This is a genomic window from Promicromonospora sp. NPDC059942 (assembly GCF_042731755.1).
Taxonomy (GTDB): Bacteria; Actinomycetota; Actinomycetes; order Actinomycetales; family Cellulomonadaceae; genus Promicromonospora.
Genome location: NZ_JBHWLR010000004.1, coordinates 199,110 through 222,190, shown reverse-complemented (window position 1 = coordinate 222,190; position 23,081 = coordinate 199,110). Strand labels below are relative to the sequence as shown.

18 protein-coding genes are annotated in these 23,081 nt (G+C 72.7%); 14 read left to right on the top strand and 4 right to left on the bottom strand.

Annotated features, from left to right (window positions below):
• Positions 1-4: 4 nt before the first annotated feature.
• Both ACFV9Q_RS08275 and ACFV9Q_RS08270 read left to right on the top strand, forming a co-directional pair.
• The gene (locus tag ACFV9Q_RS08275) at positions 5-928 is read left to right on the top strand and encodes a hypothetical protein (protein WP_377233996.1); all 924 of its coding nucleotides are present in this window, start codon (positions 5-7) and stop codon (positions 926-928) included.
• A 10-nt stretch (positions 929-938) separates the two neighbouring features.
• Positions 939-1,280 (top strand): YnfA family protein, encoded by a 342-nt coding sequence (locus ACFV9Q_RS08270; RefSeq protein ID WP_377233995.1) that lies wholly within the window; start codon positions 939-941, stop codon positions 1,278-1,280.
• A gap of 70 nt (positions 1,281-1,350) precedes the next feature.
• On the opposite strand, the gene ACFV9Q_RS08265 is transcribed toward ACFV9Q_RS08270, so the two are convergent.
• Entirely contained in the window at positions 1,351-2,280 is a 930-nt protein-coding gene (locus ACFV9Q_RS08265; protein WP_377233994.1) for a GNAT family N-acetyltransferase, read from the bottom strand.
• 137 nt (positions 2,281-2,417) lie between these two features.
• Here ACFV9Q_RS08265 and ACFV9Q_RS08260 point away from each other — a divergent pair, with 137 nt between their 5' ends.
• Positions 2,418-3,563, top strand: a complete 1,146-nt coding sequence (locus ACFV9Q_RS08260) for a serine hydrolase domain-containing protein (protein WP_377233993.1) — start codon at positions 2,418-2,420, stop codon at positions 3,561-3,563.
• Complete coding sequence (locus ACFV9Q_RS08255; RefSeq protein WP_377228765.1) at positions 3,548-4,054, top strand: pyridoxamine 5'-phosphate oxidase family protein; 507 nt, start codon at positions 3,548-3,550, stop codon at positions 4,052-4,054. Before ACFV9Q_RS08260 ends, ACFV9Q_RS08255 begins: the two co-directional genes overlap by 16 nt.
• A gap of 22 nt (positions 4,055-4,076) precedes the next feature.
• Here ACFV9Q_RS08255 and ACFV9Q_RS08250 read toward each other — a convergent pair whose 3' ends face one another.
• The 3 genes from ACFV9Q_RS08250 to uxaC all read right to left on the bottom strand — a co-directional run bounded on the left by ACFV9Q_RS08250 (position 4,077) and on the right by uxaC (position 10,095).
• Positions 4,077-6,191 (bottom strand): acyltransferase family protein, encoded by a 2,115-nt coding sequence (locus tag ACFV9Q_RS08250; protein ID WP_377233992.1) that lies wholly within the window; start codon positions 6,189-6,191, stop codon positions 4,077-4,079.
• Between the two features lie 103 nt (positions 6,192-6,294).
• Complete coding sequence (locus ACFV9Q_RS08245; protein WP_377233991.1) at positions 6,295-8,415, bottom strand: alpha-glucuronidase; 2,121 nt, start codon at positions 8,413-8,415, stop codon at positions 6,295-6,297.
• 243 nt (positions 8,416-8,658) lie between these two features.
• Positions 8,659-10,095, bottom strand: a complete 1,437-nt coding sequence (gene uxaC, locus ACFV9Q_RS08240) for a glucuronate isomerase (RefSeq protein ID WP_377233990.1) — start codon at positions 10,093-10,095, stop codon at positions 8,659-8,661.
• A gap of 179 nt (positions 10,096-10,274) precedes the next feature.
• Here uxaC and ACFV9Q_RS08235 point away from each other — a divergent pair, with 179 nt between their 5' ends.
• The 10 genes from ACFV9Q_RS08235 to ACFV9Q_RS08190 all read left to right on the top strand — a co-directional run bounded on the left by ACFV9Q_RS08235 (position 10,275) and on the right by ACFV9Q_RS08190 (position 23,078).
• Positions 10,275-11,348, top strand: coding sequence for a LacI family DNA-binding transcriptional regulator (locus ACFV9Q_RS08235; RefSeq protein ID WP_377233989.1), 1,074 nt, complete (start codon positions 10,275-10,277; stop codon positions 11,346-11,348).
• Positions 11,349-11,399: 51 nt separating this feature from the next.
• The gene (locus ACFV9Q_RS08230) at positions 11,400-12,632 is read left to right on the top strand and encodes an extracellular solute-binding protein (RefSeq protein ID WP_377233988.1); all 1,233 of its coding nucleotides are present in this window, start codon (positions 11,400-11,402) and stop codon (positions 12,630-12,632) included.
• Positions 12,629-13,777, top strand: coding sequence for an ABC transporter ATP-binding protein (locus tag ACFV9Q_RS08225; RefSeq protein WP_377233987.1), 1,149 nt, complete (start codon positions 12,629-12,631; stop codon positions 13,775-13,777). The genes ACFV9Q_RS08230 and ACFV9Q_RS08225 overlap by 4 nt, the downstream gene beginning before the upstream one ends.
• Before the next feature lie 25 nt (positions 13,778-13,802).
• Positions 13,803-14,717, top strand: coding sequence for an ABC transporter permease (locus tag ACFV9Q_RS08220; protein ID WP_377233986.1), 915 nt, complete (start codon positions 13,803-13,805; stop codon positions 14,715-14,717).
• The gene (locus ACFV9Q_RS08215; protein WP_377228757.1) at positions 14,717-15,571 is read left to right on the top strand and encodes an ABC transporter permease; all 855 of its coding nucleotides are present in this window, start codon (positions 14,717-14,719) and stop codon (positions 15,569-15,571) included. Before ACFV9Q_RS08220 ends, ACFV9Q_RS08215 begins: the two co-directional genes overlap by 1 nt.
• Positions 15,564-17,081: a mannitol dehydrogenase family protein gene (locus ACFV9Q_RS08210; protein WP_377233985.1), complete on the top strand. Its 1,518-nt coding sequence runs from the start codon at positions 15,564-15,566 to the stop codon at positions 17,079-17,081. The genes ACFV9Q_RS08215 and ACFV9Q_RS08210 overlap by 8 nt, the downstream gene beginning before the upstream one ends.
• 535 nt (positions 17,082-17,616) lie before the next feature.
• Positions 17,617-18,729: a Gfo/Idh/MocA family protein gene (locus ACFV9Q_RS08205; RefSeq protein WP_377233984.1), complete on the top strand. Its 1,113-nt coding sequence runs from the start codon at positions 17,617-17,619 to the stop codon at positions 18,727-18,729.
• A 1,132-nt stretch (positions 18,730-19,861) separates the two neighbouring features.
• Positions 19,862-21,190: an ABC transporter substrate-binding protein gene (locus ACFV9Q_RS08200; protein WP_377233983.1), complete on the top strand. Its 1,329-nt coding sequence runs from the start codon at positions 19,862-19,864 to the stop codon at positions 21,188-21,190.
• Between the two features lie 2 nt (positions 21,191-21,192).
• The gene (locus ACFV9Q_RS08195) at positions 21,193-22,179 is read left to right on the top strand and encodes a carbohydrate ABC transporter permease (RefSeq protein WP_377231135.1); all 987 of its coding nucleotides are present in this window, start codon (positions 21,193-21,195) and stop codon (positions 22,177-22,179) included.
• Positions 22,176-23,078: a carbohydrate ABC transporter permease gene (locus tag ACFV9Q_RS08190; RefSeq protein ID WP_377231134.1), complete on the top strand. Its 903-nt coding sequence runs from the start codon at positions 22,176-22,178 to the stop codon at positions 23,076-23,078. The genes ACFV9Q_RS08195 and ACFV9Q_RS08190 overlap by 4 nt, the downstream gene beginning before the upstream one ends.
• The last annotated feature ends 3 nt before the right edge of the window (positions 23,079-23,081 follow it).

The following is a 23,081-nucleotide window of genomic DNA, read 5'->3' as shown; positions in this document are numbered from 1 at the left end:
GCGCATGGCTATCAAGCAGGGGGACCCAGGACGGCTGACGTACCGCTATCTACGGGTGGCGATCGTCGCCGTGGTGCTGGTGCTGTTCGTGTCGCTGACCATGCAGATCGTCGCCGACCACGGGCGGCTGGACTCCGGCGAGGAGTGGTGGCACGCGTCGATCAGCGCGTACTTCTACTCGCCGGTGCAGAGCATCTTCGTGGGCACGCTGGTGGCCATCGGCACGTGCCTCATCGCGATCAAGGGCCGGCGCGGCGCCGAGGAGGTGCTGCTCAACTTCGCGGGCATGTTCGCCGTCGTCGTCGCGCTCGTGCCCACGCCGCTCGACGCCGCGAAGTGCACCGGCGAGCCGTACTGCGTGGACGTGCCCGAGCGGGTCGGCAACAACATCGGCGCGCTGCTGCTGGTCGGCGGCCTGGTGCTGGTGCTCGCCACCTGGCCGCGTCGGCGCGACCTGGGCGGCTACCACGGCTGGGACCTGTGGCTCACGTGGCTGACCTGGGCCGCGACCGGTGTCTGGCTGCTGGTGTGGCCCGACAGCTTCCTCATGACGGCGCACTACGCCGCGGCCGTGCTGCTGTTCGGCTGCCTGGTCGCCGTCGCCTGGATCAACGGCTCGGACGTCGCCGTCACGGCCCAGGCGCTCGACCGGCTGCGCGGCCTGTCGCCCAGGGCCTACCGGGTTCTGTACCGCTGGATCGCCGTCGTGATGGCCGTGGTGCTCGTGGTGGGCCTGGCGACCATGGTGGTGCTCGACCGGTTCCTCCCCGATCTGTTCCCGCAGACGCTGTTCGTGGTCGAGACCGTGCAGATGCTGGTCTTCGTGCTGTTCTGGACGCTGCAGACCATCCAGTTCTGGGACATCGGGCTGCCGGCGCGGGCGCGGGTCGAGACGAGCAAGGTCCCGGGGGACACGCCCGGCGCGTAGCGTCACCCCGGTGACCGTGTTCCGCTCGATCGTCCTGTTCCTCGCCGCAGCCGTGTTCGAGATCGGCGGTGCCTGGCTCGTCTGGCAGGGCGTGCGCGAGCACAAGGGCTGGCTCTGGATCGGCGCCGGCGTGATCGCCCTGGGCCTGTACGGGTTCTTCGCGACGCTGCAGCCGGACGCTCACTTCGGGCGCATCCTCGCCGCCTACGGCGGCGTCTTCGTCGCGGGCTCGCTGGTCTGGGCCATGGCCGTCGACGGCTTCCGGCCCGACCGCTGGGACGTGATCGGCGCGCTCGTCTGCCTGGTGGGCGTCGCCGTCATCATGTACGCCCCGCGGCCGGACGCGGGCTAGGCGCCCACGGACGGGGCCCGCGCGCGGGGCCCGCGCGCGCCGCCTGCGCGCGGCGCCCGTCCGCGAAGCGCTACAGGGGGCGGCTGAACATCTTGCGGTCGGCGAAGTTGCGGTAGCCGGCGCGCTGGAAGGCCTTGAACATGGCGACGTTGCCGGCGTCGCAGTCGCCGCGGATCTCCGTCGCGCCCGCCTCGACCAGGACCTGCGTGCCGCGTGCGACGGCGGCGGTGGCGTAGCCGTGGCCGCGTCCGGCCGGGGCCACGGCGATCAGGCCGATCACCGCGGAGCTCGCGGTGCGGGCGGGCAGGCTGACGGCGACCGGCCGGTCCTGCTCGTCGTAGCCGATCTCGAACCAGCCCGGCTCGTGGTCCAGCTCGCGCATCTCGGCGAGGTTGCGCTCGGCGGCGCCCCGCAGGCCGTGCTCGGCGACCTCGGCGAGGAAGATCGAGTCCTTCGTGTCGGTGAAGGTCTCGGCGAGCAGGTCGACGAACGGCTCCTCGCCCAGCTCGGCGAGCGACCGCCAGCGCAGCCGGTCGTCCTGGACGGGCAGCGGGTCGCCGTCCGCCCGGAGGAACCGGTGCCCGTCGCGGGTGACGGCGAAACCCTGGGTGGCGAGCAGCTGTTCGCGCCGCTGCGGGTCGGCCTGGAACTGCGGGGCCTGGCTCGGCGCGTCCAGCACGTGCCCCTGCGTGTCCGCGCCGAGCGAGCGGGCCAGCTCGGCCGCGTGCGCCAGCAGGGCTGCGGCGGTCTCGTCGTCGCCCGGCTCGAAGAGCACCAGGTCCATCGGCACCGAGCGGCCCGGGATGGTCCAGAGCACGACGTTGCCGACGAGCTCGCCGTCCCGCTCGGCCACCAGGCACCAGTCCGGGCGGGTGCAGCCGTTGTCGAGCAGCCCGGCGAGGTAGTCCGCGGTCGCGCCGTTCCGTTCGTCGTCGTCCGGGTGGGTGGTCAGGGCGGGCAGCTCTTCGGGCCGGGCGGGCCGGATCGTCAGCACAGTCACGTTCCTTCGTCGGAGATGGTCAGCAGCGCATGCTAGCGGCGGACGCCGAACATCGACTCCAGCTCGCCCGTGACAACCTAACCGTCCCCCGGGACCCGCGCCGATGAGTTTTCCCGGGCCGCATCGTCGGACCTGGCATGGGCGACGACGCTGCGGCTGACGTACAGGCACGGGTCCAGCACGCGGTCGACCGGCTCGTGGCCGACGGCGGCGAGGTCGGCCTCCAGGTGGCGGTCGTCCACCGGGGCGATCTCGTGGTCGACGCCGTCGGCGGGCTGGCCGACGTCGAGCGCGGCGCGACCGTCACCCCCGACACCCTGTTCTTCGCCGCGTCGACGGCCAAGGGGATCGCCTCCGCCGTCGCGCACGTGCTGGTCGAGCGCGGCGAGCTGGACCACGACCTGCGGATCGCCGACGTCTGGCCCGAGTTCGCCGCGCACGGCAAGGGCGGCGCGACGCTGCGGCACGTGCTGATGCACTCGGTGGGCGTGCCCGCCCCGCCGTACACGACGACCGTCGGGGACCTGTGCGACTGGGACCGGATGTGCCGGCTGCTCGCCGACGAGGAGCCCTGGTGGGAGCCGGGCACCGGGTTCGGGTACCACGCCCAGACCTTCGGCTTCCTGCTCGGCGAGACGGTGCGCCGGGCCACCGGGCGCACGCTGTCGTGGTGGCTCCACGAGGCCGTCACACGGCCGCTCGGCGTCGAGGACGACGTGCACTTCGGCGTGCCCCCGGCACTGCTGGGGCGGGTCGCGCGGCAGGAGCCGGACCCCGGTCCGCCGTCCTGGCCCGAGCCGGGCTCGCCCGCCGACCGCGCGCTCCCGCCCGGGATCCGGCCCGACGCCGCGTTCGCCAACCGGCGCGACGTGCTCACGGGCGACATCCCCTCCGGGGGCACGATGTCGGCCCGCGGCGCGGCCCGCGTGTTCGCGGGCCTGCTCGGGTACGGCGAAACCGCCCTCGTGTCGCCGGCCCGGCTGGCCGAGCTGGCACGGCCCGCGTTCGAAGGGCGCGACGCCGTGCTGGACGTGCCCTCGACGTGGGCCTTCGGGTTCGCGCCGTCACGCCCGGGCGCGGCCCCCTCCCGCCCGGGGTCGGCCTTCGGTATGTTCGGCGCGAACGGCTCCGGGGCCTGGGCCGACATCGACTCCGGCATCGCGGTCGCCGTGATGCGGAACCGGTTCAGCCCGGGCTGGAGCACCGCCGGCGAGATCGACCGGCTCGTCGCAGAGCACTTTCCGACGTCGTCAGAAGGAGAAGCCTCATGGACAACCCAGTGACCGAGCTCGACGCGCGATTCAGCGACCCCGGCGTGCAGCCGACCGCGTGGGAGGAGACGCAGGGGGTGCTCGAGAACGCCCAGCTCACCTGGCTCACCACCGTGCGCGCCGACGGCCGCCCGCACGTCACGCCGCTCGTCGCCGTCTGGCTGGAGGGGGCGCTGCACTTCTGCACCGGCCCCGAGGAGCAGAAGGCCGTCAACCTGGAGGCCAACCCGAACGTGGTGCTGACCACCGGCGACAGCACCTGGAACAAGGGGCTGGACGTCATGGTCGAGGGCCCGGCCCGGCGCGTCACCGACCAGCGGACGCTGGAGAAGCTCGCCGAGGCCTGGCGCACCAAGTGGACCGGGCAGTGGCAGTACGAGGTGGGCGAGGACGCCTTCACCAACGACATCGGCGGGGCCGCCCTCGTGTTCGCGGTCCAGCCCACCAAGGTGCTGGCCTTCGGCAAGGGCACGTACAGCCACACGCGCTACACGCCGCGCTAGTCGCACCCCACCCGGCCCGCGCTCAGTACAACCACGGCGCCTCCCGCCGCACCGCGTCGCCGAGCGCCGACGTGAGCGTGCCCACGTACGTGGCCGACAGGTGCGAGCCGTCCCGGTACACCAGCACGTTCCCGATCACGGGCGGGCACGACTCGGGCTCGCAGATCAGGTCCGACAGGTCGACGTGCGCGGCGCTCGCGGGCATGCCGGGGTAGGCCGGCACCGGGTTGCGCTGGGCGAACACCTCGGACCGGTCCAGCACGCACCGCGCGGCGTCGCGGCCGTGCGACGACACGCAGTTCGGCGGGCTCCACTCGAACCGCGGGTTGTCGCGGATCGTGACCACGGGGATGCCCGCGGCGTCGAGCTGCTGCCAGGCCGCCACCTCGGCGGGGAGCACCACCTCGGGCGCGTCCTCGTAGGTGTGCGTGCCGGTCACGAACACCGCGTCCGGGTCCAGCTCGACGGCCTCGGCCAGCAGGTTGGCGCTCCAGCGTGCGCAGTCGTCGGTGGGCACCGCGTCCAGCCGCACGCGGCACTGCCCCTTGCCGGCCAGCAGCACGCGCCACCCGTTCTGCTCGCCGAGCTCGGTGAGAGCCGGCGCCCATTGGTACGTGTGCGAGCCGCCCGCCACGAGCACCGTCCGGACGGGGTGGGCCGGGTCGTGGAGGGTGCACACCCGCACCTCGTCGAACCCCGGCCCGTTCCCGTGCTCCTGGATGCAGCGCGGGTCGTGGTCGGTCGGGGGCAGGTCGTGCTTCGCCACCTCGGGGGCTGGCTGCACCGGCGCCTGGTCGGGTGCCTCGGCGGACGTGGTGCCCGACGTCGTCGTGGCGCCCGCCGGCGCCGCGAGCCTGCCCGACGTCCCCTGCGGGCGCAGCGCCCCGGCCCCCGCGTACTCGGAACCGAGGTGTTCGAGCTGCTCCAGCTGGGCCGCCTCCCGCGTCTCGACGCCGATGCTCGCGGCCGCCGTCGGCACGACGACGAGCGCCGTGGCGGCGGCGGCCGCCACCAGGGCGACGGCCGACCGGCGCAGCGTCAGGGCGCGCGGCACCGCGAGGCCCACGGGCCGCGCGACCACCTGCCGCGTGGCCCAGGCCAGCAGCACGGACACGGCCAGCACCAGCGTGGCCCCGCGCCAGCCGACGGCCGGGAAGTTCCGCAGGGCCAGGTAGAAGACGAGCACCGGCCAGTGCCACAGGTACAGCTCGTACGAGATCCCCGCCAGGAACCGCAGCGGCGCCAGGTCGAGCACCCGCCGGGGACCCCACGAGACCGGCGTGCCGGCGCCCGCGAGCACCAGCAGCGCCCCCGTCACCGGCCAGAGCGTCCAGATGCCGGGGAAGAGCGCACCGCCGTCGAGCAGGAAGCCGGACGAGACGACGAGGCCGAGCCCGACCCACGCGCCCGCGGTGCGCAGCTGCGCGGCACCGTGCAGCGGGACGAGCGCGAGCAGCGCGCCCAGGCCGAGCTCCCAGAACCGGGTGGCGGTGTGGAAGTAGGCCACCGGCTGGAGCACCCCGGTGAGGTAGAGGGCACCCGCGAACGAGGCGGCCGACCCGATCCCGACGGCCAGTGCGAGCCGCCGTCGGACCAGGACGCCCGCGCGCCGGCACAGCCAGGCCGCGGCGAGCACGACCACGGGCCAGGCCAGCAGGAACTGACCCTGCACGGAGAGCGACCAGAAGTGCTGGAGCGGGCTCGCCGCAGGCCCCGCGGCCCCGTAGGCCAGCTCGTTCGAGATCAGGTCCCAGTTCTCCACGTACAGGGCCGACGCGACCACCTGCCGCCACACGTCGAGCCAGCGCGCGGCGGGCAGCAGCGCCCACGCGGCGAGCGCGACGGCCCCAAGCACCACGAGGGCCGACGGCGCCAGGCGGGCCGCGTTCCGCGCGTACACCGCCCCGAGGCGGAGGGTGCGCGACTCGGCGCGCCGCACGAGCGACCCGGTCACCAGGAACCCGGAGATCACCAGGAAGACGTCCACGCCTCCGGACACCCGGCCGGCGCCGAAGAGGTGGAACAGCACCACGAGCAGCAGCGCGAGCCCGCGCAGGCCGTGGACCTCGGCGAGGTGCTGTCGGGCCGTCGGGGCGACGGGCAGGGCGGACGGGGCCGTTGGGACGGCGTCGGGCATGGGGGACCACCAGGTGTGAAGGGGCGCGATCTACACACCTGGGGACGAAGCCCCCGCTCCTACCGTTGTGGTTGTTACCGAAGCGCGACCGGAGATCACCCGCTCAGTAGATGATCCGGCCCTTTTCGTCTGGAATGCCGGACTTCCGGAGGAAGTAGGTGTTCACCTGGTCCCGCCACTCGGTGGCGCTGCGGAGCTGCTCGGCGAGCCGCTCGGAGACCCGCTCCGCGACGCGGGGCTCCACGTGCTCCGACACCTGCGACCACGCCTCGATCATCGCCTCCACCCGGGCCACGCCCTCGAAGTGCGTGTCGTAGATGTGCTGCACCACGGTCTTGCCGCTGTGCAGCACGTGCGTGTACGGCACGTGGTGGAAGAACAGCAGCAGCTCGTCGGGGCAGGTCGACGGCGACTCGAAGGCCGCCGACCACGGCCCCGGGTACTGGCCCGCGTAGCCCGTGCCGGTCCGGACCGTGCGGTCCACGCCGATGCCGTCCCGGTCCGCGAAGTGGTACGTGCCCCACGGGGTGTACTCGTAGCCGTCGACGTCGGGCCCGTAGTGGTGGCCGGGGCGCACCATGAAGCCCACCCCGAGCGGCGCGGTGTACTGCTCGTACGTCTCCCACGACCGGTCCAGCACCGCGTGCAGGGCCTGCCGGACGACGTCCGGCGCGCCCGGGAACGTGAGCCCCGCCCACTCGTCGAGCACGGCGGCCGGGTCGAGCGTGGGGTCCCAGCACAGCCGCCCGTACGCGTAGAGGTTGGCCTGGGCGAACGGGTGGCCCGTCCAGAACTCGTCGTCGCCCACGTTGGAGACGGCGGCGAACCCGCCCGCCGGCTTGCGCCAGGTGCCCGTGCCCGGGTCCTCGACGGCCTTGGCCCGGCCCGTTGCGAGGTCCGCGACGGTGGGCGAGCCGCCCTCGCGGCCGGCCGGGTCCCAGAAGCGGAACCCGAGGATCTGGCTCCACTGCGGGCCCAGGTACACGGCGTGCTGCTGCTGCCCGGTGTACTCCTGGGTGATCTGCAGCTCCAGCGCCACCCGCGTGTGCGGCATCGCGGCCAGCACGGGGGAGACGGGCTCGCGCACCTGGAAGTCCAGCGGCCCGTACTTGACCTGCAGCACCACGTTGTCCGAGAACGCCCCGTCGAGCGGGTGGAAGTGGTCGTACGCGGCGCGGGCGCGGTCGGTCGACCGGTCGCGCCAGTCCTGCCGGTGGTCGTAGACGAACGCGCGCCAGTGGATCAGGCCGTCGTACGGCTCGACCGCCGCGGCCAGCATGTTCGCGCCGTCGGCGTGCGTGCGCCCGTAGGCGAACGGCCCGGGCTGGCCCTCGGAGTCCGCCTTGACCACGAAGCCGCCGAAGTCCGGGATCGCGTCCCAGACCCGCGCCGCCGCGCGCACCCACCAGTGGGCGACGCCCTGGTCGAGCGGGTCCGAGGTGGGCAGGCCGCCGAGCGTGATGGGTGAGGCGAACGACACCGACAGGTGCACCCGGATGCCCCACCGCCGGAAGACGGCGGCAACCCGGACGACGTCGCCCAGGTCCTCCGTGAGCAGGCGCGCCTCGCGCGCGTGCACGTTGACGTTGTTGATCGCCACGCGGTTGATCCCGACGGCGGCCAGCAGCCGCGCGTACCGCTCGACCCGGGACAGGTCGGCGTGGACAAAACCGTTGTCGAAGAAGATGGAGCCGCCCGAGTAGCCCCGCTCGACCTGGCCCATCACGGGGTGCACGTCCACGTTGTCCCAGTGGTCGAGCATCCGGAGGTCCGTGGCGGGGGCGTGGGTCTCGTCGACGTCCGGGCCGTCGAACGCGGCCTCGCCCAGGCGCACCACGTGGAACAGCCCGTGCAGCAGCCCGGCGTCGCACGCGGCCTGCACGACGACGGCGCCCGCCTCGCGGGTGAGCCGGAAGCTCTCGTCGGTGCCCGGGGCGTCGTCGGTGACCGCGCTCGCGCCGTCGCCCGCGTCCGGGGGTGTCAGCGTGAGCACCAGCTCGGCGTCGGCCACGCCGTCACCCACCTCGAGGCGGGAGAACGCGCCGCCGAACCGGGAGGTCGCCGCGGCGACCTCCTCGGCGACGGTGCCGGCGAGCGCGCCGTCGCCGGCCACCACCACCCGGCGGCTGCCGATCGCGGCGAACGCGTCGTCGGGCAGCCAGGCCGCGTGCGAGGTGTGGTCGGTGATGGGGCGCGGGGAGTCAGCGGTCACGGGGTGTCCCATCCGTCTTAGAGGTCGATGTGCGGATATATGGGGGTGTACTGGAACTGTGCCTCAGTGACGGCGCCCGGGTCCACCCGGGGCGGTCGTTCTGTCCGGTCCGTGAAAACGCCGCGACCGGACCTCCTCCTCGAAGCCTAGGTTTCTCCGCTTTGAGGCGCCTCAAAGCGGAGGAACCCGGGCCTCGAAGGGGATCGGCGGCGCGCGTCCGGAGCGAGGCGCGTCCGGGTCGGCCGTGCGCCCGGCTCAGCGGGTCGCGTACGCCGCCTTCGGCAGGTGGTAGGCCAGGTCGGCGGCGGTGTCCACGGCCTCGTCCAGGTCGAGACGGTGCTCCGCGACCAGCCGGGCGAGGTATCCGGCGTCGACCCGGCGGGCCAGGTCGTGCCGTGCCGGGATCGAGCAGAACGCGCGGGTGTCGTCCACGAAGCCCGACATGTTCGAGAACCCGGCCGTCTCCGTCGCGGCCTCGCGGAACCGGCGCATGGCGTCGGGCGCGTCGAGGAACCACCAGGGCGCGCCCAGCCGCAGGGCCGGGTACACGCCCGCCAGCGGCGCGAGCTCGCGCGAGTACACGTCCTCGTCGATGGTGAACGCGATCATCCGGAAGCTCTGCGAGTTGCCGAACGCCTCCAGCACCGGGCGCAGACCCTGCGCGAACTCGACGGCCACGGGGATGTCGTACCCCTTGTCGGGCCCGAACGCCGCGGCGACGGCGGGGTCGTGGTCGCGCAGCACGCCCGGGTGGAACTGCATGACCAGCCCGTCCTCGGCCGACATCGCGGCCATCTGGAACAGCATGTGCGCCGAGAACGCCGCCTCCTCGGCGGCGGAGAGCACCGCGCCCTCCGCTGCCGGCTCGGCGGCGAAGGCCTTCTCGAAGAGGGCGCGCGCCACGTCGTCGGGCAGCGGGGTGGTGTCCGCGCTGAAGTGGCCGTGGTCCGTGGCAAGGCCGCCCGCCGCGACGAACGCGGCGCGGCGCTCGCGGAGCGCCGCCAGGTACCCGGCGTACGTGTCGGTGGCGATGCCGGACGCCGTCGCCAGCCGCTCCAGGTCGCCCCGCCACGTCGCGCGCGCGGGGTGCAGCAGCGGGTCGGGCCGGAAGGTCGGCAGCACCCGGCCGGGCAGCTCGGCGGCCAGCCTGGCGTGCTCGTCGAGCGTGCTCCAGGCCGGGTCCGTGGTGGCGATGACCTCGATGCCGAACCGGTCCAGGAGCGCGCGGGGGCGGAAGTCCGGTTCGGCGAGCCGCTCGGCGATCTGGTCGTAGACCTGGTCCGCCGTCTCCGCCGAGGGCCGCACGGTGACGCCGAAGATCTCGACGAGCTCGTGCTCGGTCCAGTACCGCGTGGGCGTGCCGCGGAAGTGCTTCCAGCCCGCGCAGAACCGGCGGAAGATCTCGCGCGGGTCGGCCTCGAACCCGGGCGCACCGGCGGGGCCGACGCCCAGCTCGGGGAGCGTGGCGCCCTGCGACACGAGCATGCGCGTCAGGTAGTGGTCGGGCACCACGAGGAGCTGGGCGGGGTCGGGGAACGGCTCGTCGTCCGCGAACGCGGTGACGTCGACGTGGCCGTGCATCGACACGATCGGGAGGTCCCGGACCGCCGCGTAGATCTCGCGGGCGATGGGCCGCGTCACGGGGTCGGCGGGCAGGGCCCGATCGGGGTGCAGCGTCCAGGTGTCGGTCACAGTGTCCTCCTGCGGGCATCGTTGCCGGTTCGGGTAAGCGCTTCCACATCGTAGGCACTCGCCCCGCTCGATACGAACGTGGGGCACGAACGTAAAAAACGGGGCGTTGCGAACGTTTGCAGTCAAACCCTACGATAGGTGCAAACGTTCGCAGTGTCGCGAATCACCCAGGAGGTGGCATGGTCACGGTGCACGACGTCGCGCGCGCCGCCGGGGTCTCGATCTCCACGGTGTCGCGTGCCCTGACCGCCCCCGAGCGGGTGGCCGCCGCGACCCGCGACCGCGTCACGAGGGCCGCCGCCGAGCTCGGCTACCGGCCCAACGTCGCGGCGAGCGGACTACGGATGGGCCGCACGCACGCCGTCGGCCTGCTGGTCCCCGACCTGGAGAACCCGTACTTCGCGTCCGTGACCAAGAGCGTGCAGGCGCGGGCCCGCGCGGAGGGCTACGAGGTGTTCGTCGCCGACTCGGACGAGGACCCCGACGTCGAGCCCGAGCTGATCGGGGCGCTCGCCGCCCGGACCGACGGCCTGATCGTGGCGTCGCCGCGGTCGGGCGAGGCGGAGCTGAGCGCTGCGCTCGTGGGCCTGACGGCGGTGCTGGCCAGCCGGGAGCTGCCCGAGATCGCTGCTTTCGCGGGCGCGGCCGAGGGTGACGGCGCGGCCGAGAGCGGCGGCTCGGCCGAGGGAGCGGCCGGGGCGCGCGGGATCCCGTCCGTGGCGGTGGACGACGCCGACGGCGCGGCCCAGGTCCTCGGGCACCTGCACGCGCTCGGGCACCGGTCGGTGGGCGTGGCCGCGGGCCCGCCGTCGTCCTGGTCCGGGAGGCGCCGCCTCGCCGGGCTGGTCGACGCCGCCGCCCGCTGGGACCTCGACCTGGTGCGGCTGGGCACCTTCCAGCCGTACTTCGCGGGCGGCACCCGGGCGGCCGACCATGCGGTCGCGAGCGGCGTCACCGCCGTCGTCGCGTTCAACGACCTCATGGCGCTCGGCATCCTGAGCCGCCTGCGCGAGCGCGGCGTCGACGTGCCGGGCCGGATGTCCGTGGTGGGGTTCGACGACGTCCAGCTCGCCACGCTGGTCTCGCCGGCGCTGACCACCGTGCGCGCCCCGCTGGCCCGCCTGGGCCGGCGCGCCGTCGACCTGCTGCTCGCGCGCCTGCGCGGCGGCGACCCGCCGGCCGGCGTCCAGCTCCCCGTGGAGCTCATGATCCGCGGGTCCTCCGGACCCGCTCCCGCCGGGCCGGTCAGCTGACGCCCGTCCCGGCAGACCCTGGGCGAAGGAGCCCGAGAGAGAGGAAGCACCATGCGCACCTCGAAGAAGGCGGCGGCGCTCGTCGGCGTCGCCGCACTGACCCTGCTCACCGCCTGCGCCCCGCCGTCGGCCCCCGGAGGCGAGAGCGGCGGCGCCGTCACCGACGCGGCCGACGTCCCCGAGACGCCGTCGGAGCCGGTCACCCTGAACATCCTCGACGTCGCGGGCAACCAACGGCTGACCGAGGGCATGGTCGACGAGTTCGTCGAGAACAACCCGGACGTCATCGAGTCGGTGACCTGGGAGACGGGCGGCGCGCCGGACGTCACGGGCATCGTCAAGCCGCAGGTGGACAGCGGCAACCTGTCCATCGACGTCGTGTTCACCGGCAACGACGGGCTCGCGGCCGGCATCAGCCAGGACCTGTGGATCCCGGTCGTGGACGACTACGGCGACCGGCTGACCAACCAGGAGAACTACCTGGAGCCCGCCGCGAACATGCAGGAGCTCGCCGAGGGCTACGGCGTGGTGACGACGTACTACCCGTCCGGCCCGCTGCTCCAGTACGACCCCGACGTGGTCGGCACCCCGCCCGCCACGCCCGACGAGCTGCTGGAGTGGGCGAAGGCCAACCCCGGCAAGTTCGGCTACGCGCGCCCGGCGAACTCCGGCCCGGGCCGCACGTTCCTCATGGGCCTGCCGTACATCCTGGGCGACAAGGACCCGAAGGACCCCGAGAACGGCTGGGACAAGACCTGGGCGTACCTCAAGGAGCTCGGCGAGTACGTCGACACCTACCCCACGGGTACCGGCCAGGTCGTGACCAACATGGCCGACGGCACCTGGTCGATGATCCCGACCACGACCGGCTGGGACATCGCGCCGCGCGCCGAGGGGCAGCTCCCGAACACGCTGGAGGCCGCCGCGTTCGACGACTTCACGTGGGTCACCGACGCGCACTACGCCGCGATCCCGAAGGGGCAGAGCGCCGACAAGATCAGCGCGATCCTGCTCCTGCTGCAGGACATGCTCACCCCCGAGCAGAACGCCAAGGCGTACGACGCCGGCTACTTCTACCCGGGCCCGGCGGTCGAGGGCGCGACGCTCGACCTCGCGCCGCAGGAGTCGCAGGACGTGATCGAGGAGTTCGGCCGGCCCCTGTTCGACGAGCTCATCGAGTCGCAGGACGCCGTGACGCCGCTCGACGCCGACTCCATGGTGACGGCGTTCGACATCTGGGACCGCGAGGTCGGCGGCGGCAAGGTGGAGGAAGAGGAAGGGTGAGCGACTTCGAGTCCCTGGAGCTGCGGGGCGTCGGCCGCCGCTTCGGCGGGGTGGACGCGCTCGCCGGGCTGGACCTGACGATCCGGGCGGGCGAGTTCGTCGCCCTGCTCGGGCCGTCGGGCTGCGGCAAGTCGACGGCGCTGAACTGCCTGGCCGGCCTGCTGCCGCTGACGCACGGCGAGATCCGGCTGGACGGCAGGCGCATCGACACCCTGCCGCCGGAACGGCGCGGGTTCGGCATGGTCTTCCAGTCGTACGCGCTGTTCCCGCACCTCAGCGTGGAGAAGAACGTCGCGTTCGGGCTGCAGATGCAGGGCGTGCCGCGGGCCGAGATCAGCTCGCGGGTGCGCGCGGCGATCGACCTGGTCAAGCTCGGCGAGCACGCCAGGAAGCTGCCCGGCCAGCTCTCGGGCGGGCAGCAGCAGCGGGTCGCCATAGCGCGCGCCGTGGTGCTCGAACCATCGCTCGTGCTCATGGACGAGCCGCTGTCGAACCTCGACGCCAAGCTGCGGCTCGACATGCGCACCGAGATCCGGCGCCTGCACCAGTCCCTCGGGCTCACGACGATCTACGTGACGCACGACCAGGAGGAGGCGCTGTCCCTGGCCGACCGCCTGGTCGTCATGCGCGAGGGCCGCGTGCAGCAGGTCGGCACGCCCGACGAGCTCTACGAGAGCCCGACGAGCTGGTACGTCGCCGACTTCATGGGGTACCGGAACATCCTGCCCGCGACCGTCGTCTCGGCGTCCGGGGGCGAGGTGGTGGTGGAGCTGCCGGGCACGGGCGGCCCGGCGGGTTCGGCCGGCCCGGCCGGCGGCGTGCGGCTCACGGGCCGCGCGGTCGGCGCCCTGGGCGTAGGGGACCGCGTGCGGGTGGCGGTGCGCCCGGAGGACTTCTCCGTGGCGGGCTCGGGCGCGGGCCCGGCGGGCACCGGCGGGTCGATCCCCGGGGCCGTCTCGGTGGTCGAGTACCACGGGCGGGAGTTCGCCGTCGGGGTGCAGGCCGGCGAGACGATGCTGCACGCCCGCGCGACGACGGCGCCCGACGTCGGCGGAGCGGTCACGCTGACCGCCCCCGTCGAGCGGGTGCTGGTGTTCCCGGAGGCGCTGGACGCCGCCGTCGTGCCGCAGGAGGTGGCGGCGTGACCGCCGGGCGGAACGGAGGCGCGCCATGAGTAGTCCCACCCGCGCGACCGCGAGCCTGCGGCACCGGCTGGCCGAGCGGGGTGTGGACCCGGCGCTGCTCCTGCTCCTGCCGGGGCTCGTGGTCGCCGTCGCGCTGTTCGTGTACCCGTTCTCGTACGGGATCGGGCTCACGATCCAGCCCACGGCGGCGATGCAGGAGCAGTGGGGCGGCGGGATCCTCGCGAACTACGTCGCCTTCTTCCGCGACCCGTTCGTGTTCGACTCCGTGTGGCTCACGATGCGCCTAGCCCTGCCCGCCGCCCTGTTCAACGTGCTGGCGTCGGTCCCGGTGGCGATGGTGCTGCGGCACCGGTTCCGCGGCAAGCGGCTGCTGACGTCGCTGCTGGTGCTGCCGATCACCCTGGGCACGGTGCTCACCGCGCAGGGGCTGCTGATCTTCGCGGGGCGGCAGGGCTGGATCAACCGGACGCTGCTGGAGATCGGCCTGATCGACGAGCCGCTCAAGCTGGTGAACAACTACCTGGGCGTCATGTTCTCCCTGGTCATCACCGGCTTCCCGTTCGCGTTCCTGCTCATCTCCTCGTACCTGTCGGGCATCGACCCGTCGCTGGAGCAGGCCGCGAAGACCCTCGGCGCCGGCTGGTGGCAGCGGTTCCGGCGGATCGTCCTGCCGCTGCTCGCACCCGGGCTGGCCACGACGTTCATCCTGACGTTCGTGCTCGCGTTCTCGGTGTTCCCGTCGGCCCGGCTGGTCGGTGACGCCATGGGCGAGACCCGGGTCATGTCCCTCATGGCGTTCCGGGCGTTCGGCGAGCAGAACGACTACGCCATGGCGTCCACCATCGCGCTGATGATGGGCGCGGTCGAGCTGCTCGTCGTCGTCGCCGTGCTGGGCCTGCGCTCGCTGCTGTACCGCGGGACCACGGGAGGGAAGGGCTGATGGCCACGTCCACGCTGGAGCGGCCGCTCGCCGCGCGACCGTCCACCTGGTTCGTCTGGGCGGGCATGACAGCGTTCGGGGTGTTCCTGCTCGGGATCCTCGTCGCCGTCGTCGTCGACTCGTTCGGCAAGCAGTGGTTCGACACCTGGCTGCCCGACGGCCTGACCACCGAGCGCTACGTCGAGGCCTGGGACCGGTTCGCGCTGGGCGAGGTGGTCGGCGTGACGGTCGGCGTCGCCGTCCTCGTCGTCGTCATCTCGGTGCTGGTGGGCGTGCCCGCCGCCTACGTGCTGGCGCGCCGCGACTTCCCGGGCAAGCGCGCCGTCATGCTGCTGTTCCTGCTGCCGGTGCTCATGCCGCCCATCACCTACGGCATCCCGCTCGCCACCGTCATGTACTCGTTCGGGCTGGGCCGCACGCTGACCGCCGTCGTGCTGGTCAACCTCGTGCCGTCCGTCCCGTTCGTGATACTGACGATGACGCCGTTCATCGAGCAGATCAACCCCGCCATCGAGTCGGCGGCCCGGATGTGTGGGGCCCGCACCTGGCAGGTGTTCACGCGGATCCTGGCCCCGCTGCTCGTGCCGGGTATCCTCGCGGCGGCCATCCTGGTGCTCGTGCGGACCGTCGGCCTCTTCGAGCTGACCTTCCTCGTGTCGGGCCCTGGTTCGGACACACTCGTCGTCGCCATCTACCGTGGCATGACGGCTGCCGGCGGTGGCGAGGCGAGACAGCTCATCTCGGCCCTGTCGGTGATCTACACCGCGACCATGCTCGTCATGCTCGTGGTGGCGCTGCGGTTCGTGAACCCGACGCAGCTCGTGGCACAAGTCAAGGAGACACGCGATGACTGAGGACCGCCTGCACCGGGACCACCTCCCGGGCGGCATCGACGCACCCGTGATGCCGACGGCGGTGGGGATAGTCCACCTCGGCATCGGCGCGTTCCACCGGGCGCACCAGGCCGTCTACACGGAGCGCGCCGCGATCGCGACGGGCGACACCACCTGGGGCATCCTGGGCGTCACCCAGCGGTCCGCGACCGTGCGCGACCAGCTCCGCCCCCAGGGCGGCGTGTACTCGGTGCTCACCGCGGGGGAGCAGGAGTCCTCGGTCGAGCTCATCGGGTCCGTGGTCGACGTCGCCTACCCCGCCGAGGAGACCGAGCGCGTGCTGGCGGCGCTCGCGGCACCGACCACCCACGTGGTCACGCTGACGATCACGGAGAAGGGCTACGCGCGGCGGCCCGACGGTTCGCTGGACACCGAGGCGGTGGCCGGGGACCTCGCGGCGCTGGCCGCGGTGGTCGCCGCCGGGGGCGCAGCGGCCGGTGGTTCCGAGGGCGCGGTGCGGCCGGCGGCGTCGGCGATCGGGCTGCTGGTGCGCGGGCTCGCGGCGCGGGCCGCGTCCGGGGCGCCCATCACTGTGCTGACCTGCGACAACATGGTCGACAACGGCCGGGTGCTCGAACGCCTGGTGCGGGAGGCCGCGGACGCGGCCCTGCCCGGGCCCGAGGGCGACACCCTGCGCGCGTTCCTCGACGCGAGCGTCACGTTCCCGTGCTCCATGGTCGACCGGATCGTGCCGGCGACCACCCCGGAGCAGCGCGACCAGGTGGAGCGGACGCTCGGCGTGCGGGACGAGGGTCTCGTGGTGGGCGAGCCGTTCGCGCAGTGGGTGATCGAGGACCGGTTCGCCGGACCGCGCCCCGCGTGGGAGGCGGCGGGCGCCACGCTGACCAAGGACGTCGCGCCGTTCGAGCAGGCCAAGCTGCGCCTGCTCAACGGGACGCACTCGCTGGTCGCGTACTCGGGCTGGCTCGCCGGGCACTCGACGATCGCGGGCGGCGTGACCGACCCGGTGATCGCCGAGCGGGCGCGGCAGTACCTCTTCGAGGACGCGCTGCCGACGCTCACCGCGCCCGAGGGCCTGGACCTGCAGCAGTACGGCGAGCAGATCCTGTCCCGGTTCGCCAACCCGCACACCGGGCACACCACGGCCCAGGTGGCGATGGACGGCACCCAGAAGATCCCGTTCCGCTGGGGCGGCGTGCTCGCCGACTCGCTCGCCGCGGGGCGGGAGCCGCACGGGGTGGCGTTCGGCCTGGCCGCGTGGGCCGAGTTCGTCCGACGCCGGACGCACTCCGGCGAGGGCATCGACGACCCGCGGGCCGCGGAGCTGGAGGCGCTGGTCGGCGCCGCCGAGGTGCCGGGCGGATCCGACGGGCTGGGCGACGTCGCGGGGCTGGCCGGGGCCGAGGAGGACCTCCGGGTGCTGCTCGCGCTGCCGGGGCTGCTGCCGCCGGGGACGCCGGAGAGCTACGTCGACACGGTGGCGGCCGAGCTCGAGGCCGTCGTCGGCTGACCTGGCCGTGGTGGAGGCCGTGGTCGGCTGACCTGGCGCCGTGGTGGAGGCCGTGGTCGGCTGACCTGGCGCCGTGGTGGAGGCCGTCGTCGGCTGACCTGGCGCCGAGCCGCGGCGTCGTGCGCCGGCGTCGACCGAGAGTGCGCTTCTACCCAGCGATTGGGCCCGGAACCAGCCTGTTTCGGGGCCTAATCGCTGGGTAGAAGCGCACTTCGCCGGGTCGACCGGGGGCAGTCCTCTTGTCGGCTCTGTCCGGGTCGGGTCCGGCTGGGTCGGCTGATCCGGTCGGTCGGGCTGCCGTGCTCCATCCCCTTTGAGGCCCGGGTTTCTTCGCTTTGGTGCAGTCCAAAGCGAAGAAACCCTGGCCCCAAAGGGGATCGGGGTGGGTCCGTAAGCGCCCCGCCCCCGGCCGGAGTAGCGGGAAAGCCCTTTCCATAGGTCGGTCCCGCGGGTAGGGTTCCTGCGGATCGGCGCGGCGGGGTCGTGTCGACTCGGTAGAGTGATCGATCACACGCGTCGACGAGGACGGAGCACAATGAGAGTCACGATCCTGGGCACAGGTGCCATCGCCGGAGCCCACGCGCGAGCGATCGCGGACCTGCCGGCGCACGGCGTGGACGCGACCCTGGTGCACGCCGTCGACATCGACGCGGCGCGGGCCGAGGAGTTCGCCCGCGAGCACGGCGTCGCCGGGCACGGGGCCTCCCTGGAGGACGTGCTGGGCGAGACGGACGTGCTGCACATCTGCACACCGCCGGGCGTCCACGCGGACGTCGCGGTGGCGGCGCTCGAGGCGGGTGTGCACGTGGTGGTCGAGAAGCCCGCCACGCTGTCCCTCGCGGAGATCGACCGCATCGCGGCTGCCGAGGCCGCCTCCACGGCGTCGTTCACGCAGGTGGTGCAGCACCGGTTCGGGCACGGGGCGCGGCAGCTCCGCCGTCTGCTCGACGACGGCGCGCTGGGTCGCCCGCTCGTCGCGACGTGCGACACGCTCTGGTTCCGCGGGCCGGCGTACTTCGAGGTGCCGTGGCGCGGCCGCTGGGACACCGAGGGCGGCGGGCCGACGATGGGCCACGGCATCCACCAGTTCGACCTGCTGCTGGCGACGCTCGGGCCGTGGTCCGAGGTGACGGCCCTGGCCGGCCGCCTCGCCCGGCACGTCGACACCGAGGACGTCTCGATGGCGATCGTCCGCTTCGCGAGCGGCGCGATGGCGACGATCACCAACTCCCTGCTGTCCCCGCGGGAGACCTCCGACCTGCGGTTCGACACCGAGGCGGCGACGATCGAGCTGTCGCACCTGTACGGGTACACCGACGCGGACTGGACGTTCACGCCCGCCGTGGGCCGTGACGACGTCGCCGAGCTGTGGCAGCCGGACCCCGAGGCGCTGCCGTCGGGACACCTCGCCCAGTTCGTGCCGACGTACCGGGCGTTCGCCGCGGGCGAGGCGCTGCCGGTCACCGCGGCCGACGTGCGCGGCACACTGGAGCTGGTCGCCGCGATCTACCGGTCGGCGTTCACGGGTTCGATCGTGCGTGCCGGCGAGATCGGAACAGGTGATCCGTTCTACGAGTCCATGCGCGGAACGGGCCCGAGCTGGCCCCCGCTGAAGGACACGCCGACCCCGGCCCCGACTGCGAGCTGACGCCGCCACCTGGCGCTGCCCGACGGCGCCGCCGCCGGCCGCCGTCCCGCCGCGCGCCGCCGCCGGCCGCCGTCCGCCGTCGAACGTAGGCCTGGTCGCTCCATGAGTGCTCACACGCCGACGACTCCTACGTTCGACGGCGCGGCACGGCACCGGGCCAGCGCCGACCGCTGATGAGCGCGGGTCTGGTTGCGGAATCCGCGCTCAGAATGCAACTAACTCCGCGCTCAATGAAAGTTGGCGGTTGGTACTGAGCAGTGAGCGCGGCTCCGGGCGGGACCGCTGCCCGACGGCGCCGCCGCGAGTGCGACGTCGAACGTAGGCTCGATCGCTCTCCGAGCCCCCATGCGCCGAAGGTTCCTACGTTCGGCGGCCTGGGTCGAGCCCGGCGGTACTGCCCGGCTGGCGGCCGGACGGCGCCGCGGGGCGGGGCGCGGTCCGCTGGCCGGCCACCGCCGGGCTGCCGCCGGCCGTCGTCGAACGTAGGCGTGGTTGCTCCCTGAGCTCTCATGCACCGACGACTCGTACGTTCGGCGGCGCACCTGGGCTTGGCGGCGGCGTCGGGTCGGCGGTGCCGGGTGCTCGGGTCTTGGCCAGGGCCGTCGGCTGATGAGTGCGGGCTTAGTTGCGGTACGCGCGCTGAGAAAGCCACCAACTCCGCGCTCGACGGGTCAACGCTCGGCGCTGAGCGCCGCACGCGGCCGGCGCCGTGCGGCCCGACAGCAGCGGGGTGCGCGGCGTCGAACGTAGGCCCGGTCGGTCCATGAGCCCTCATGCGCCGACGGCCCCTACGTTCGACGCCCTGCGTTGAGCCCGGCCGCGCCGCCCGGCCGCCCCGCCGCCCGGCGACCCGCCGTCGAACGTAGGCCCGGTCGCGCTATGAGCCCTCATGGGCCGACGACTCCTACGTTCGGCGGCCTAGGGGTGAGCCCGGCCGCGCCGCCCGGTGCCACTGACCCGGCGCTCGTCTGCGTCCACGCCTCCGTGGCGGCCTAAGTTCCAACGATGCAGTTCGTTACGAATTCCTGACCTGGGGCTCTGGACAACGCTTCCCGTAGCGGTATTGTATCGATTCAGTCGGCCGTCGAGGATGCAGCCGGCCACCAGCAGCACACAGAGCAAGGAGGCTCACGTGGTCCGCACACGCACCACCACAAGGACGGCGGCCGTCCAGGTCACGGCCCTCGCAGCGGCATCGGCCCTGGCCCTCTCGGCCTGCGGCGGCGGTACGACGCCCTCGGCCGAGGCAGCGCCGGTAGCCACCGACCGGGATATCGAGCTGTCCCTCGTCTGGTGGGGGGACGACGACCGCGCGGCCCGGTACGAGGAGGCGGTGGCGCTCTTCGAGGAGCAGCACCCCAACATCGACGTCCAGACGCAGTTCCAGGCCTGGGACGACTACTGGACCGCCCGCAGCACCGAGGCCGCCGGCCAGACCCTGCCCGACGTCTTCCAGATGGACCTCGCCTACATCCACCAGTACGCGTCGAACAACCAGCTCCTGGACCTGTCGAACCAGCTCGGCGTGAACCTGAACACCGACGACTTCGACCAGACGGTGCTCGCCTCCGGCTCGGTCAACGACGGCCAGTACGGCATCCCGACCAGCACGAACACCCTCGGCATGATTCACCACGACGACCTCCTGGACGAGCTCGGCATCGAGCCGCCGAAGGAGGGCCTGACCTGGGACGAGTACGACGCCTGGATCCGTGAGGTCAGCGCGGCGGGCGCCGACCACGACCCGCAGATCTACGGCGGCACCGACTACACCGGCACGCTGTGGCTGTTCATCCAGTGGCTGGTGCAGCAGGGCAAGACGGCGTTCGCGGACGACGGCTCGCCGGCCTTCGAGAAGGCCGACCTCGTGGCCTGGGCCGAGCGCACCCAGCCGCTGCGCGACGACGGCGTCTTCTTCCCCGTCGAGCGCGCCAAGCAGGTCGAGCCCCTCACCGGCATGCAGGTGGGCCAGGCGGCGACCGAGATGACCTGGGACAACATGATGGCCGGCTACTCGGCCGGCGCGGGCAGCGAGAACCTCGACCTGCTCCCGGTGCCGACCGGTGCCGACGGCTCGGCGCAGTTCTGGAAGCCGTCGATGCTGCTCTCGTCGTCGGCGTCGACGCAGGAGCCGGACGCCGCCGCGGCGCTCATCGACTTCCTCGTGAACGACCCCGAGGTGGGCAAGATCTTCGGCACCTCGAAGGGCGTGCCCGCCGTGGCGGCCCAGCGCGACGCCATGGAGGTCGACGCGGGCTCGATCGACGACAAGATCGTCGGCTACGAGGAGCACGTCGCCGAGCGCGTCACCGAGGACACCCCGCTGCCCGTCGAGGGCTACGGCGTGGTCGAGGCCGAGTTCAAGCGGCTGGGCGAGGAGCTGTCCTACGGCAACATCACGCCGGAGGAGTTCGCCGACCAGTGGTTCCAGAGCGCCGAATCGAACCTCGGCGGGTCCTGACCATGTCCGCGACCACCACCGAGCGCGGCCGCTCGGCCGGGCGCGGGAACGTGCGGGGGACGGCGACGTCGTCGTCCCCCGCACGGGGCGGCGGCAAGCCGCAGCGCGACCGGTCCGATGTGAAGGCCGGGTACGCGTTCCTGTCCCCGTGGCTCCTCGGGTTCGTGCTGCTGACGGCCGGCCCCATGCTGATGTCGCTGTACCTCGCGTTCACCGACTACAACCTCTTCCGGGCCCCGACGTTCGTCGGCATCGACAACTTCACCGCCCTGTTCGCCGACCCGCGGTTCCTCAAGTCCGCCCAGGTGACGGCGGTCTACGTGCTGGTGGGCGTGCCGGTCAAGCTCGCGGCGGCGCTCGCCGTCGCCCTGCTGCTCAACGCGAAGCACCGCGGCCAGGGCGCCTACCGCTCGATGTTCTACGCGCCGTCGCTCATCGGGGCCAGCGTGTCCGTGGCGATCGTGTGGCGCGCCATGTTCATCGACGACGGCATCGCCGACCAGGTCCAGCAGTTCTTCGGCCTGCCGGCCGGCGGCTGGGTGGGCGACCCGAGCATGACCATGCCGATGATGATCCTGCTCGCGGTGTGGCAGTTCGGCGCCCCGATGGTGATCTTCCTGGCAGGGCTCAAGCAGATCCCGCAGGAGCTGCACGAGGCCGCCGCCGTCGACGGCGCCGGGCCGATCCGCCGGTTCGTCTCCGTGACGCTGCCGATGCTCTCGCCCGTGCTGTTCTTCAACCTGCTGCTCGAGACGATCGGCGCGTTCCAGGTGTTCAGCTCCGCCTTCATCATCTCGGGCGGCACCGGCGGACCCGCGGACTCGACGCTCTTCTACACGTTCTACCTCTACCTCAAGGGCTTCACGGAGTTCCGGATGGGGTACGCCTCGGCCATGGCCTGGGTGCTCGTGCTCGTGGTCGGCATCATCACCGCCGTCCTGTTCCGCACCTCGCGTGCCTGGGTCCACTACACGGGAGACGTGCGATGACGACAGCGACCACAACTGCCCCGCGTACCGACGTGAGCCGCTCCGCCAGCGCGACGGCGACACGGCGCAAGCGCCTGCGGTCCGTCGTGTTCCACGTGCTCGTGATCGCCGTCGCCGTGGTGATCCTGTACCCCGGCGTGTGGATGGTCATGAGCTCGTTCAAGCCGAGCGGCGACATCGTCGGCAACGTGAACCTGTGGCCCGAGACGTGGACGCTGGAGAACTACACGTCGGCGCTGAGCGGCATCGGCGGCGTCTCGTTCTGGACGTTCGTGCTCAACTCGCTGATCCTCGCGGTCGGGTCGGTCGTGGGCATCGTCCTGTCGGCCACCGTGTCCGCCTACGCGTTCGCGCGGATCAGCTTTCCCGGGCGCGGGGTGTACTTCGCGGTGATGATCGGCACGATGCTCCTGCCGTTCCACGTGGTGATCATCCCGCAGTACATCCTGTTCAACTCCATGGGCCTGGTGAACACGTTCGTTCCGCTGCTGGCGCCCAAGTTCCTCGCCACGGAGGCGTTCTTCGTCTTCCTCATGGTGCAGTTCCTGCGAGGGCTGCCACGTGAGCTCGACGAGGCCGCGCGGATCGACGGCTGCGGGCACTGGGGGATCTTCCGACTCGTGCTGCTGCCGCTGATGCGGCCGGCGGTGATCACCAGCTCGATCTTCGCCTTCATCTGGTCGTGGAACGACTTCCTCGGCCCGCTGCTCTACCTCAAGCGGCCCGACACGTACCCGCTGCCCATCGCGCTGCGGCTCTACGTGGACCAGACGTCGGTCTCCGACTACGGCGCACAGATGGCCATGGCCGTGCTCGCGCTCGTGCCGGTGCTGCTGTTCTTCGTGGTCTTCCAGCGGTACCTGGTCGACGGCGTCGCGACGCAGGGCCTCAAGGGCTGACCG

Coding starts and splice junctions, on each gene's coding strand:
- ACFV9Q_RS08275 (WP_377233996.1), top strand. CDS start 5: ATGGCTATCAAGCAGGGGGACCCAGGACGGCTGACGTACCGCTATCTA.
- ACFV9Q_RS08235 (WP_377233989.1), top strand. CDS start 10,275: ATGGTCACGGTGCACGACGTCGCGCGCGCCGCCGGGGTCTCGATCTCC.
- ACFV9Q_RS08215 (WP_377228757.1), top strand. CDS start 14,717: ATGGCCACGTCCACGCTGGAGCGGCCGCTCGCCGCGCGACCGTCCACC.
- ACFV9Q_RS08260 (WP_377233993.1), top strand. CDS start 2,418: ATGGGCGACGACGCTGCGGCTGACGTACAGGCACGGGTCCAGCACGCG.
- ACFV9Q_RS08250 (WP_377233992.1), bottom strand. CDS start 6,191: ATGCCCGACGCCGTCCCAACGGCCCCGTCCGCCCTGCCCGTCGCCCCG.
- ACFV9Q_RS08190 (WP_377231134.1), top strand. CDS start 22,176: ATGACGACAGCGACCACAACTGCCCCGCGTACCGACGTGAGCCGCTCC.
- ACFV9Q_RS08255 (WP_377228765.1), top strand. CDS start 3,548: ATGGACAACCCAGTGACCGAGCTCGACGCGCGATTCAGCGACCCCGGC.
- ACFV9Q_RS08210 (WP_377233985.1), top strand. CDS start 15,564: ATGACTGAGGACCGCCTGCACCGGGACCACCTCCCGGGCGGCATCGAC.
- ACFV9Q_RS08245 (WP_377233991.1), bottom strand. CDS start 8,415: ATGGGACACCCCGTGACCGCTGACTCCCCGCGCCCCATCACCGACCAC.
- ACFV9Q_RS08195 (WP_377231135.1), top strand. CDS start 21,193: ATGTCCGCGACCACCACCGAGCGCGGCCGCTCGGCCGGGCGCGGGAAC.
- ACFV9Q_RS08220 (WP_377233986.1), top strand. CDS start 13,803: ATGAGTAGTCCCACCCGCGCGACCGCGAGCCTGCGGCACCGGCTGGCC.
- ACFV9Q_RS08205 (WP_377233984.1), top strand. CDS start 17,617: ATGAGAGTCACGATCCTGGGCACAGGTGCCATCGCCGGAGCCCACGCG.
- ACFV9Q_RS08230 (WP_377233988.1), top strand. CDS start 11,400: ATGCGCACCTCGAAGAAGGCGGCGGCGCTCGTCGGCGTCGCCGCACTG.